Genomic DNA, 10,926 nt, shown 5'->3' with positions numbered 1-10,926 from the left:
AACACCTTTGTCGATCGCCCCCGATTGTCACGGACATGAGTCACGTGGTGGCCGTTGGCGAGACGCCACTCCGGATCGAACCGGTCGGACGGACCCGTTTCGAGATGGCCGACGAAGCGACACTCGTCGCGAGTGGGATCGAGAGCGACGTCGCGATCGCTGCCCGACGGATGGGCGCAGACGCGACCTGGTATTCGAAACTGCCGGCGACCCCGACGGGCCGGCGGATCAGCCGCGAGGTCCGCCAGTTCGGCGTCGACGCCGATCCGGTCACCGTCGCAGACGGTACCGTCGGAACGGTCGTCGCTGAGACCGGTGCGCACCCGCGCAGCGACGTGACCGTCACCGACCGGGCCGACGCCGCCGCGGCGACGCTCGAACCGGGCGAACTCCCGATGGACGACATTCAGGCCGCGGACGTCGTCTTCTGTGCGGGGTCGACGATGGCGCTCTCCGAGACTGCGGCCGAGACCGTGAGTGCCGTCCTGCGTGCCACCAGCGGGTCGACCACCGCGTTCGATCTGGCCTTCGAACCGACGCTGACCACGCCCGAACAGGCTCGCGAGACCGTCACGCGAACGTTCGAGTCGGTCGACGTGCTCACCGCGCGGGCGGCGGACGTGCGTCGCGTCCTCGACGAGGACGGCCAACCCCAGCAACTCGCGCACGCGCTCGCGGCCGCTCACGACTTCGAGACGGTCGTCGTCCGCCGGGCCGACGGCGAGGCGGTGGTCTGGCAGGACGACGTCATCCACGACCGCTCACCTGTCGAGACCGAGACCGTCGACGCGGCGGGCGACCACGCGGCGTTCGTCGGGGCCTTCCTCGAACGGCTGGCCGACGGCGATAGCCCGGACGAGGCGCTCGCGTGGGCGGTCGCCGCCGGAGCGGTGGCCCGGACCGTTCCCGGGCCACTCTTTTCGGTGACCCGCGATGAGGTCGCCGCCGTCCGGGAGGAACTGGGCGACGACGCGACGGGCTACTGACGGCGCGCATCGCTACTTTCCGATGCCCGCCAGAGAGGGCGCGCATCGCGTCCGCCGCACATCGAATCGCTCAAGGCCGTCCCAGTCCGGGCTGCGAACGATGATCAGTCTGGGTTCGGCGGCGGCCGCCCCCGGTGAGGTGGCGACTGGCCGACTGCCGATCGGTGAGACGCGTGACGGGTCGTCGGTGGGCCTGCCGGTCGCGGTCGTCAACGGGGCCGAGGCGGGCGAGACGCTGTACCTCCAGGCCGCCAGCGACGGCGACGAGGCCAACGGCGTCGGCGTCGTCCGCGAGTTCGTCCCGCGGATCGACCCCGCCGCCCTGCGCGGTGCGATCCTCGTCGTCGGCATCGTCAACTACCACGGCTTCCAGGCCGGCGAACACCGCAACCCGCTCGACGACACCAAGACCAACCGGGCCTATCCCGGTGACGACGCGGGGACGACCAGCGAGCGTATCGCGGCGACGACGTTCGAGGCGGCCTCGCGCGCGGACTACATCGTCGATCTGCACCAGGGCTCGACCAGCCGGATGATCCACGAGGTGCGCGTCCGGTGTGGCCGCCACCACCGGATGCACGACGCGTGTCTCGATCTGGCACGCGCGTTCGACGCGGGGACGATCCTCGATCAGAAAGGCCCGGAGGGGCAACTCGCCCGCGTCGGCCCCGACGAGGGCATCCCCACGATCGATCCCGAACTCGGCGGCGCGGTCGGGATCGATCCCGCGAGCGTCGAGGTCGGGGTCCAGGGACTGATGAACGTCTGTCGATCCTACGATTTCCTCCCCGGCGAGACATCGCCCGGCGAGCAGACCTGTGCGCGCGATTTCGATCAGTACGTCGCGCCCGCGGGCGGGATCGTCGAGTTCGGCGCCGAGCCCGGCGAGACGGTGGCGGCGGGCGACCGGCTTTTCCGCGTCACGGACGTGTTCGGCTCGGAGAAGGCGGTCGTCACGGCGAACACGGGTGGGCTGTTCTGGCGCACCCGACGGCTGGCGCAGGTCGGGACCGGCGAGTACGTCTGTTCGGTCGGGACCGATCTGCGGACCTGTTGACCGTTTTTCCTCGAATCACGTCCACCGCAGACGGACGCGCGACCCCGGCGAGACGCTGAACCGGTCGTCGCCCCGGCCCTGGTTGACCGCGAGTTCGACGTTCCCGTGGCTGCCGACCGTCACGACCCGATTGCCGGCGTCGACCGCGGCGTAGGTCCGCCGTGCGGGCGCCCAGACGCCGTTGACGGTGACGGCCTCGCCGAGGTGCTCGTCGAGAATCGCGCCGGGCACGTTCGTGATGGCGTTGCCGAAGTCGTCGACCGTGAGCACCGTCCCGTTGACGCCGTCCTCGACGGGCGTCGGGTCGGGAAATTCGAGATCGACCCACGAGGTGAGGCGTGTCAGGCCGTCGACCGCCTCGACCGACGCGGCGTCGTGAATCTCGGCGGCCGCAGGCGCGAACACGTCCCGCCCGTGGAAGGTCGAACTCGCGGGGTCGTCGATCGCGATCTCGTGGACGGTAAACTCGTTCCCGTCAGCGAGCGCGCGGGCCGGCGGGACCAACACGCCGTTGTCCGGGCCGACGAGGACGTGCTCGCCCGCCGCGATCGCGAGCGCCGCCCGATCGGTGCCGACGCCGGGATCGACGACGACGCAGTGGACCGCCGGCGGGAACTCGGGGAGGAGTTCGCGCAGCCAGAACGCCGTCGCGCGGACGTCCTGGCGGGGAAACTCGTGGCTGACCTCGACGATCCGCGCCTCGGATTCGCGGCAGATCACCCCGCGCATCGCGGCGGGATACGGCGACCCGAAGTCGCTGCTGAGCGTGATCATACCGATCGCTCGGGCGGCCGCCCCAATAAGACCGCGCTCGTCACTCTGAGGCGTCTGGCGAGAGCGGGACTCGCTCGACCCCGACCGAATCGTAGTCCTGCTCGGTCGAGAGGACACGCTCGTCGCCAGTCGCGACGAGGCCAGCGTGGAGGGCATCGCACGGGGTGAGATCATACTCGTCGATGAACGCTGCGGCGGCCAGGACCGCCTCTTCGTGCTCGGCTGGCTCGATCGGGACCAGTTCGAGGAGATTCGTGATCGCTCGCGGGGCGTCGATCCCGTAGGCGGCAGCCTCGTGATCGTAGAACAACGTTAGGACCTCTGCGTACGCGAGGATCGAGGTGTGGATGTCGCCGCGCTCGTCGAGCGCGCGAACGGCAGCGTCCTGGAGCCAGTCGTCGTCTTTCACCAGCGCGGTGAGAAAGTCGGTTTCGACGTACACGGGTCACTCACCGGTCTGGGAGTGATCGTCCGCTTCCGCCCGGACGTCTCGGGACAGTCCCTCACGCGCTGCTGCTTTCAGGTCGTCTGGATCACGCCCCGCGAAGGCGTCGCCAACGGCGTCTCGGAGCCCCTCCAGCGGATCGTCGTCGACGGGGAAGAGGGCGACGTGACTCGGCAACTCGACGATGCGATACTCCTCCCCGAACCGCTCGCGCATCTCCTTTGGCAGGTAGATCCGCCCCCGCTCGTCGGTCGAACTCGACATGGTGTCAGCGTTGGACGGGAACGACAAAAAATCTTCCCGGTATATTGCCCGTTTTCACGTCTGGCGGGCCGGTTCTGGTCCCGTCTGGGGACCATCGTGGCTGATCTCGACGATCCGCGCCTCGGACTCGCGGCAGATCGCCCCGCACATCGCGGCGGGATACGGCGACTCGACCTCGCTGCTGAGCGTGATCATACCTCACGACTGGGCGCCGTCCCAATGAAGGCCGCGCTCGTCGAGTGTTCATCAGTAATCATTTCTATCCGGCCGTCGATCGACTGGTTGTGACTGTACGGGACGATCGGTCGGGCCAGGAGCGCGAGGCGGTCCCAGACGACCGTTCGGACGACGGGGACCCGATCTGGTGGCGCGACGCAGACGGCGATATCGTCGACGACGCTGGGACGGACTCCGGTGCGGGCGCCGGGACGGACACCGGTGGGGACGACGAACGGCTGTGGACGGCGGACACCGAGGCGCGCGAGGACCGCAGCGAACCGACCGTCGACGAGCGGACGGACGACGAGGACCCGATCTGGTGGCGCGATGACGTGACCGAGGCGAACGACGAAAGCGCGGCGAGCGCCGAGACGACCGACGAGCCGTACCAGCCGGGCGTCGGTCCGGAGGACGACCTCTGGGAGAGCGAGGGCGGCGCGGCAGACACGGACGACGGCGAGACGACTCCCGATCACGCGATCACCGAACTCTGGATCGGTGCGATCGCAATCACGATCGGGTTGGTCACGACCGACCTGTTCGCCTGGTGGTCACCGGTGGTGGTCGCGCTGATGGCGGCGGTCGTCGCCATCAGACGCTGGGGAGCGATTGGCGAGCGTTCCCTGGCGAGTCTGACGCCGCCTGAACGGCGATACCGACCGACGGTCCGGGGCCTCTCGCTGGTGGCCGCCACGATCACGCTGTGTTTACGCCCGGAGTTGGGCGTGCTGACCGGGGCGGTCAGACTCCTGACGGTCGGTGTGTTTCTGGCCGAAGGGGCTCGCGTCCTGGCCGAGTGGCGCAATACGTCGACCGGGTGGGAGTTCGAGAGCGGCGACACCGAACGGGTCTGATCTCGGCGTCGGTCCCGCTGGCCAGTCACGTACTGCCGTTCGCGTCGCTCTGGTCGATCTGGCGGAGCCGCCGGACGCCACCGCTCTCCTCGATGACGTCGATGGCGGCCTGGGGGACGGTCTCACGCCACCCGTCGCCGTCGACCATGCGCTGGCGGATCTGACTGCCCTCCAGGCGCTCGCGGTCGAACATCGGTGACTGGCGGACCTCGATGCCCGCCTCCTCGAACAGGCGTACGACCAGCGGGTTGTTCGAGTACGCCACGTCGAAGTTCGGGCACATCGACTGGACGTGACTCACCCACACGGAGTGGCGTTCGAGGTCCTCGATCGGGACGACGTAGGTCGTGAGATCGAACGCCTCGACGGCCTTCGTGATCATCATGATGCGCTCGCCCGCCGTGAACGGGTTGGCGAACGTGTGTGAATCGCCCGCACTCCCGATCCCCAGAACGAGTTCGTCCACGTCGGCGGCGATGTGGTCGACCATCGTGTGGTGGCCGTCGTGGTAGGGCTGGAAGCGACCGATGTAGAAGCCCCGCGTCATACCCATTGGTCGGGCCCAGGAACGAAAAACCCCGCGAGTCGTCCCCGGTCGATCCTCTGGATTATCGCACCCGGATCGACAGGAGCGGTCGTCCCCAGTGGGGACTGGTCTGGTCGATCGTCGCCGCGATGCGATCGGCGTATCTCGCCGCGACGGCCATTCCGACCGGGACCAAAAGCAGGGAGAGTATCCAGAGGCCAACAGCGACCGTTTCGACTGTCGGCGACACACTGGCGATCGGCGCGACGACCGACGACAGCGCGAAATGCCCTCCCAGTCCCACGAGCCAGCCACAGGCGACGACGTGGGTCCCACGGCCCAGCGTCAGATCCTCGTGGAGCCGTGTGCTGATCCATCCGCCGACAGCAATCGGCACCAGGGTAAGGAGACAACACACGAGCACCGCCGCGACGAAGATCCCGACCAGCTTGACGGCGATCCCCGAGGTCGTGAGATGAAGCCAGATCAGCCCCAGGACCGACGTGACGGTCGTCAGCATGGAGATCACGCCAGTCACGACGACTGGAAACTCGATGTCTGTGAGCCACGCGACCACGAGGCTCACGACGATCGAGCCCGCCACCAGCGTGATTGCGATCCCGATCGAGAGCAGGCCGACAAGCACGAACAGCACGCTCGCGAGATCTGGGACGTTCGTCACGTGCCCTGGTTTCGAGGTGTCGGGTGAATGCTTTCTGGTCGATCGCCTCGCCGTTCGCTGCCCGTAGGAGAACATATTTGAGGCGACGGCGCGTTCTGTCCTGTACTATCCCGGAGAATGAGTGATTACACGGACTCCCCCGACGAGGACGCAGCGAGCGACGACGAGCGCGAGGAGTCCCCGGACGCGCCCTCTGCCGACGACACCGACGCGTCTCCGACGGAGGCTCCCGAGGAGGTGGCCGACGACACTGCCGAGAGCGAGGAGAGCGTGGCGCAGACGATTCCGGATCTCGGTGCGGACGACGCCGAGGGATCCGATGCGGGCGTGGACGTCGACGACACCGACGCTGACGGCGGTCTCGACGAGGTTGACGACGGTCTCGAAGAGGACCCCGACGACCTCGGAAGTACGGTGTCCGTCGAGGGCGATGCGGCGGTCGAGGGCGACGCCGAGGGACTGCTCGGTGGCCTGGACATCTCGACGACGGCCGACATCGAGGTGCCCGACCAGTTGGTCGATCAGGTGATCGGCCAGGAGCACGCTCGCGATATCGTCAAGAAGGCGGCCAAGCAGCGCCGCCACGTGATGATGATCGGTTCGCCCGGGACGGGCAAGTCGATGCTCGCGAAAGCGATGAGCCAACTCCTCCCGCCGGAGGACCTCCAGGACGTGCTGATCTATCACAACCCGGACGACGGCAACGAGCCGAAAGTCCGGACGGTCCCCGCGGGCAAGGGCGAACAGATCGTCGACGCCCACCGCGAGGAGGCCAACAAGCGCCGGCAGATGAAGACGTTCCTCATGCTCGTGTTGATGGTCGCGATCGGTGGGTACGCCCTCATCACGGGCAATCTCTTGCTCGGATTGGTCGCCGTCGCGGTCATCTTCTTCGGCTTCCAGTACTTCATGCAGGGCGACGACGCGGTCATCCCCAACCTGCTGGTGAACAACGCGGGCGTCCAGACCGCGCCGTTCGAGGACGCCACCGGGGCCCACGCCGGCGCGCTGCTCGGTGACGTCCGTCACGACCCGTTCCAATCGGGCGGCATGGAGACGCCCAGCCACGATCGGGTCGAGGCCGGCGCGATCCACAAGGGCAACAAAGGCGTGCTCTTCGTCGACGAGATCAACACGCTGGACATCCGCTCCCAGCAGAAGCTGATGACGGCGATTCAAGAGGGCGAGTTCTCGATCACCGGCCAGAGCGAGCGCTCCTCGGGCGCGATGGTCCAGACCGAACCCGTCCCGACCGATTTCATCATGGTCGCGGCGGGGAACCTCGACGCCATGGAGAACATGCACCCCGCCCTGCGCGACCGAATCAAAGGCTACGGGTACGAAGTCTACATGGACGACACCATCGACGACGACCCCGAGATCCGCCGGAAGTACGCCCGCTTCGTCGCCCAGGAGGTCGAAAAAGACGGTCGCCTCCCGCATTTCACCCCGGACGCGGTCCGCGAGGTCATCCTCGAAGCCCGCCGGCGGGCGGGCCGGAAGGGCCACCTGACGCTGAAACTCCGCGATCTGGGCGGGCTCGTCCGCGTCTCGGGCGACGTCGCGCGCGCCGCGGACAAGGAGTTCACCGAGCGCGAGGACGTCCTCCAGGCGAAAAAGCGCTCCCGGTCGATCGAACAGCAACTCGCGGACAACTACATCGACCGCCGGAAAGACTACGAGCTGACGGTCAACGCCGGCGACATGGTCGGGCGGGTCAACGGGCTCGCGGTCATGGGCGAGGACTCGGGCATCGTCATGCCCGTCATGGCCGAGGTCGCGCCCTCCCAGGGCCCCGGCGAGGTGATCGCGACGGGGAAACTCCAGGAGATCGCGATGGAGGCCGTCCAGAACGTGAGTGCGATCATCAAGAAGTTCTCCGACGAGGACATCTCGGAGAAAGACATCCACATCCAGTTCGTCCAGTCCTACGAGGGCGTCGAGGGCGACTCCGCCAGCGTCACCGTCGCGACGGCGGTGATCAGCGCGCTCGAAAACGTCCCGATCGATCAGAACCTCGCGATGACGGGGTCGCTGTCGGTCCGGGGCGACGTCCTCCCGGTCGGTGGCGTCACGCACAAGATCGAGGCCGCCGCGAAGACCGGCCTCGACCGGGTGATCATCCCGAAGGCGAACGAACAGGACGTCATGATCGAAGAGGAGTACGAAGACCAGATCGAGATCATCCCCGTCTCACACCTCTCGGAAGTGCTGGAGGTCGCGCTCGCGGGCGAACCCGAGAAGGACTCGCTGGTCGACCGCCTCAAATCGATCACGGGGCGCGCTCTCGACGGACCGGTCAACCCGGGCAGTCCGAGTCCGCAGTGATCGGGCGGGCGGCGCGGCTCGTCGCCACATCGTGACGTTCGGCCCGTCGAGCGGTCCGTTTTTCGGCGGTAATCGCGTCTGCGTGGTTTGAAGTGTCTCCTCGCGCTCTAGGCGGACGATGAGTACCGACATGCCGATGGCCACGATGTCCTCGTACGCTATTCTGGGGTGTGGGAGCGTCGGCCACGCCGTGGCCGAGGACCTCACGGCCGAGGGCAAAGACGTCCTGATCCTCGACAAAGACGAGGGCCGCGTCGAGGCGTTGCGCGATCAGGACCTCAACGCCCGGACGGCGGACATCCGCGAGCCGTCGATCGTCGACGAGATCGAGGGGTACGGCGCCGTCCTCATTCTCACGCCCGAGGTCGATGCCAATCGCGCGGCCGTCGAGCACATCCGCGGCGACGCGGTCGACCAGTTCGTCGTCGTCCGCGCCTCGGATCCGGTCTCGGCGGACGAACTCTCGGAGTTGGGTGCGGACGTGGTGATCAACCCGTCGGCGGTGATCGCGGATTCGGCACTCCGCGCGCTCGAAACCGGCGAACTCGAACACCTCGCCGGCCGGCTTGCCGAGGAGATCGACGCCACCGACGACCGGATGGCGATTTTGATCCACCGGGGGCCCGACCCCGACTCGATCGCGAGCGGCGCCGCACTCAAGTCGATCGCGGCGAGTCGCGATATCGACGCCGACGTGATTTACGACGGCGAGATCGGACACCACGAGAACCGTGCGTTCGTCAATTTGCTCGGCCTCGAACTGTTCGCCCGGACCGAGGTCGATCTCGACGACTACGACACCGTCGCGCTGGTCGATTACTCGAAAAGCGGCATGCAACCGTTCGACGACGAGCGACGGGTCGACGTGATCATCGACCACTTCGAGGGCGAACTCGGGCTGGAGGCGAGTTTCGAGGACGTCCGCCCGAACGTCTCGGCCACGTCGACGATCCTGACGAAGTACCTCCAGGAGTTCGACATCACGCTCGACCAGGAAGTCGCGACCGCACTCCTCTATGGCATTCGCGCCGAGACGCTGGATTTCAAGCGCGACACGACACCAGCCGACCTGACCGCGGCGGCGTACCTGTATCCGTTTGCCGATCACGACACGCTCGAACAGGTCGAATCACCGTCGATGAGCCCCGAGACACTCGACGTGCTCGCGGAGGCCATCCGCAATCGCGAGGTGCGGGGCTCACATCTCGTCTCGAACGCGGGGTTCATTCGCGACCGTGACGCGCTCTCACAGGCGGCCCAACAACTGCTCAACCTCGAAGGCATCACGACGTCGGCGGTGTTCGCGATTGCCGAAGACACCATCTATCTCGCCGCGCGCTCGAAAGACATCCGGATGAACATCGGGAACGTCCTGAGCGACGCGTTTGCCGAAGTCGGTGACGCCGCCGGCCACTCGACGGACGCGAGCGCGGAGATCCCGCTGGGCATCTTCACGGGCATCGAGGCCACCGAACAGAACCAGGAGACGCTGCTCACGCTGACCGAACAGGCCGTGAAGACCAAGCTGTTCGCCGCGATGGGTGTCGACAGCGACAGCAACGGGAACTGATCGGCCGACTCAGACGGCCATCTCGGTCTCGGAGCCGTCGCGTTCGGCGTCGTCGAGGTGTTCGAGGAGGTCGGTGGCGATCACCACGTCACCGACCGACTGGACCCACCGGTAGGGGACGATGACGCCACGGGCGGCCCGCACGTCCTCGTCGAACAGTTCGTCGTTCGTCCGGCCGAGCGCGAGGCCGGTGACCTCTTCGGCGTCGAGATCCAGACGCAGGTCTTCGATTTCACCGACGAAGACGCCGTTGTTGGTGTACACTTCGCGGCCGACGAGCGCGGTGATCTCCGCCGGGGCGGCAGTCGATTCGGGTTCCATGTCCCGTTTGTCGACGCTCGTGGCCTTAAGGATGTGGGCGCAACTCCGGTACGCTTTTCGTCGGGTGGCCACCCACGACGAGTATGGCACTCGTCGAGAGTCCCGGCCTGGTCGCCATTTCGGTGCCGTTCATTCTGTTCGGCCTGGTCGCCGCTGCGATCGGTGTTCGCGAACTGTCCGACGGCGCTCAGCGTGTCATCGCCGCCGTCCACACGTCGGTGACCGACCCGGTCGACCCCTCCGAGGCGCCCGCGTCGGGCCACGCGCTCGTCGTCGGCACGGCCGCCGATCCGGCCGAGCGTCTCCAGACGCCCGTCTCGGGCGACGAGGCAGTCGCGTACCGCCATCGCCTCCGCCAGCACTCGGCGGGCGCTGGGTGGTGGACGGTCGTCGACAGCGGTGCGTCGACCGAGTTCGCCGTCGAGGGGCCGGTCGAGCGGCTCCGAGTCGACCCCGGCGGTGATCCCGCCGAGACCGATCTGACGGCGTCGATCGAACTCGACGGCGAGGAGGCGCTGTCTGCATCCCAGCGCGACCGTCTGGGGTCGAGCGGGGCGTACGATTTCGAGGCTCAGCCCCAGGCGCTGGCCAGTCGCGTCGACGAGCCGCGGCGCTACGAGGACGGCGTGATCGAACCCGGCGACGAGATTGCGGTCTACGGCGCGCTCGTCGAGGACGAACGGGGGCGCCGGATCGACGCCGCGGCTTCTCGGGAGTTCCGTCTGGCTGCCGAGGCGCCCGCCGAGGTCGGAGCGGACGACGACCTCCGATCGATCGCGGGGTCGGTGGCTGGCGGCCTGTTCGTGTTCCTCTTCGGGGCGGTGTTCTCTGGGGTCGGTGCTGTCGTCCTCTCAGACGGGCTCACGGTGGTGACGATCCTGTGATCCGCGATCGTTCGCA

Annotated in this window: 13 protein-coding genes; 6 read left to right on the top strand and 7 right to left on the bottom strand. The window is 67.5% G+C overall.

Annotated elements, in window-relative coordinates; all coding sequences use genetic code 11:
• Positions 1–35: 35 nt before the first annotated feature.
• Together HARCEL1_RS11590 and HARCEL1_RS11585 are read left to right on the top strand one after the other, a co-directional pair.
• Positions 36–986: a PfkB family carbohydrate kinase gene (locus HARCEL1_RS11590; RefSeq protein ID WP_108383750.1), complete on the top strand. Its 951-nt coding sequence runs from the start codon at positions 36–38 to the stop codon at positions 984–986.
• Positions 987–1,086: 100 nt separating this feature from the next.
• Positions 1,087–2,043: a succinylglutamate desuccinylase/aspartoacylase family protein gene (locus tag HARCEL1_RS11585; RefSeq protein WP_108383749.1), complete on the top strand. Its 957-nt coding sequence runs from the start codon at positions 1,087–1,089 to the stop codon at positions 2,041–2,043.
• Positions 2,044–2,058: 15 nt separating this feature from the next.
• Here HARCEL1_RS11585 and HARCEL1_RS11580 read toward each other — a convergent pair whose 3' ends face one another.
• From HARCEL1_RS11580 to HARCEL1_RS13475, 4 genes are read right to left on the bottom strand one after another with little or no spacing between them, the layout of a single operon-like run.
• Entirely contained in the window at positions 2,059–2,817 is a 759-nt protein-coding gene (locus HARCEL1_RS11580) for an SAM hydrolase/SAM-dependent halogenase family protein (RefSeq protein ID WP_108383748.1), read from the bottom strand.
• A 40-nt stretch (positions 2,818–2,857) separates the two neighbouring features.
• Complete coding sequence (locus HARCEL1_RS11575; RefSeq protein ID WP_108383747.1) at positions 2,858–3,259, bottom strand: PIN domain-containing protein; 402 nt, start codon at positions 3,257–3,259, stop codon at positions 2,858–2,860.
• Between the two features lie 3 nt (positions 3,260–3,262).
• The gene (locus HARCEL1_RS11570) at positions 3,263–3,526 is read right to left on the bottom strand and encodes an AbrB/MazE/SpoVT family DNA-binding domain-containing protein (protein WP_108383746.1); all 264 of its coding nucleotides are present in this window, start codon (positions 3,524–3,526) and stop codon (positions 3,263–3,265) included.
• Between the two features lie 54 nt (positions 3,527–3,580).
• Complete coding sequence (locus HARCEL1_RS13475) at positions 3,581–3,721, bottom strand: hypothetical protein (protein ID WP_159077123.1); 141 nt, start codon at positions 3,719–3,721, stop codon at positions 3,581–3,583.
• Between the two features lie 89 nt (positions 3,722–3,810).
• Here HARCEL1_RS13475 and HARCEL1_RS11565 point away from each other — a divergent pair, with 89 nt between their 5' ends.
• Positions 3,811–4,599: a hypothetical protein gene (locus HARCEL1_RS11565; RefSeq protein ID WP_159077122.1), complete on the top strand. Its 789-nt coding sequence runs from the start codon at positions 3,811–3,813 to the stop codon at positions 4,597–4,599.
• A gap of 25 nt (positions 4,600–4,624) precedes the next feature.
• Here HARCEL1_RS11565 and HARCEL1_RS11560 read toward each other — a convergent pair whose 3' ends face one another.
• Together HARCEL1_RS11560 and HARCEL1_RS11555 are read right to left on the bottom strand one after the other, a co-directional pair.
• The gene (locus tag HARCEL1_RS11560; RefSeq protein ID WP_108383744.1) at positions 4,625–5,146 is read right to left on the bottom strand and encodes a nicotinamide-nucleotide adenylyltransferase; all 522 of its coding nucleotides are present in this window, start codon (positions 5,144–5,146) and stop codon (positions 4,625–4,627) included.
• 61 nt (positions 5,147–5,207) lie between these two features.
• Positions 5,208–5,807, bottom strand: a complete 600-nt coding sequence (locus HARCEL1_RS11555; RefSeq protein WP_108383743.1) for a hypothetical protein — start codon at positions 5,805–5,807, stop codon at positions 5,208–5,210.
• 117 nt (positions 5,808–5,924) lie between these two features.
• Between HARCEL1_RS11555 and lonB the strand changes: the two genes are divergently transcribed.
• Complete coding sequence (gene lonB / locus HARCEL1_RS11550; RefSeq protein WP_108383740.1) at positions 5,925–8,135, top strand: ATP-dependent protease LonB; 2,211 nt, start codon at positions 5,925–5,927, stop codon at positions 8,133–8,135.
• A 118-nt stretch (positions 8,136–8,253) separates the two neighbouring features.
• Positions 8,254–9,705, top strand: a complete 1,452-nt coding sequence (locus HARCEL1_RS11545; RefSeq protein WP_108383738.1) for a DHH family phosphoesterase — start codon at positions 8,254–8,256, stop codon at positions 9,703–9,705.
• A 9-nt stretch (positions 9,706–9,714) separates the two neighbouring features.
• Here HARCEL1_RS11545 and HARCEL1_RS11540 read toward each other — a convergent pair whose 3' ends face one another.
• Positions 9,715–10,026 carry a PRC-barrel domain-containing protein gene (locus tag HARCEL1_RS11540; RefSeq protein WP_108383735.1) on the bottom strand — a complete coding sequence of 104 codons (312 nt, stop codon included), beginning with the start codon at positions 10,024–10,026 and terminating at the stop codon, positions 9,715–9,717.
• A gap of 83 nt (positions 10,027–10,109) precedes the next feature.
• Between HARCEL1_RS11540 and HARCEL1_RS11535 the strand changes: the two genes are divergently transcribed.
• Positions 10,110–10,910 (top strand): hypothetical protein, encoded by an 801-nt coding sequence (locus tag HARCEL1_RS11535; protein ID WP_108383733.1) that lies wholly within the window; start codon positions 10,110–10,112, stop codon positions 10,908–10,910.
• Positions 10,911–10,926: the final 16 nt, after the last annotated feature.

Origin of the sequence: Halococcoides cellulosivorans, assembly GCF_003058365.1 — an archaeon.
In the GTDB taxonomy this organism is placed as follows: Archaea; Halobacteriota; Halobacteria; order Halobacteriales; family Haloarculaceae; genus Halococcoides; species Halococcoides cellulosivorans.
This window is presented reverse-complemented; position numbering and strand designations above follow the sequence as displayed.

Coding starts and splice junctions, on each gene's coding strand:
- HARCEL1_RS11590 (WP_108383750.1), top strand. CDS start 36: ATGAGTCACGTGGTGGCCGTTGGCGAGACGCCACTCCGGATCGAACCG.
- HARCEL1_RS11585 (WP_108383749.1), top strand. CDS start 1,087: ATGATCAGTCTGGGTTCGGCGGCGGCCGCCCCCGGTGAGGTGGCGACT.
- HARCEL1_RS11580 (WP_108383748.1), bottom strand. CDS start 2,817: ATGATCACGCTCAGCAGCGACTTCGGGTCGCCGTATCCCGCCGCGATG.
- HARCEL1_RS11570 (WP_108383746.1), bottom strand. CDS start 3,526: ATGTCGAGTTCGACCGACGAGCGGGGGCGGATCTACCTGCCAAAGGAG.
- HARCEL1_RS13475 (WP_159077123.1), bottom strand. CDS start 3,721: ATGATCACGCTCAGCAGCGAGGTCGAGTCGCCGTATCCCGCCGCGATG.
- HARCEL1_RS11560 (WP_108383744.1), bottom strand. CDS start 5,146: ATGACGCGGGGCTTCTACATCGGTCGCTTCCAGCCCTACCACGACGGC.
- lonB (WP_108383740.1), top strand. CDS start 5,925: ATGAGTGATTACACGGACTCCCCCGACGAGGACGCAGCGAGCGACGAC.
- HARCEL1_RS11545 (WP_108383738.1), top strand. CDS start 8,254: ATGAGTACCGACATGCCGATGGCCACGATGTCCTCGTACGCTATTCTG.
- HARCEL1_RS11540 (WP_108383735.1), bottom strand. CDS start 10,026: ATGGAACCCGAATCGACTGCCGCCCCGGCGGAGATCACCGCGCTCGTC.
- HARCEL1_RS11535 (WP_108383733.1), top strand. CDS start 10,110: ATGGCACTCGTCGAGAGTCCCGGCCTGGTCGCCATTTCGGTGCCGTTC.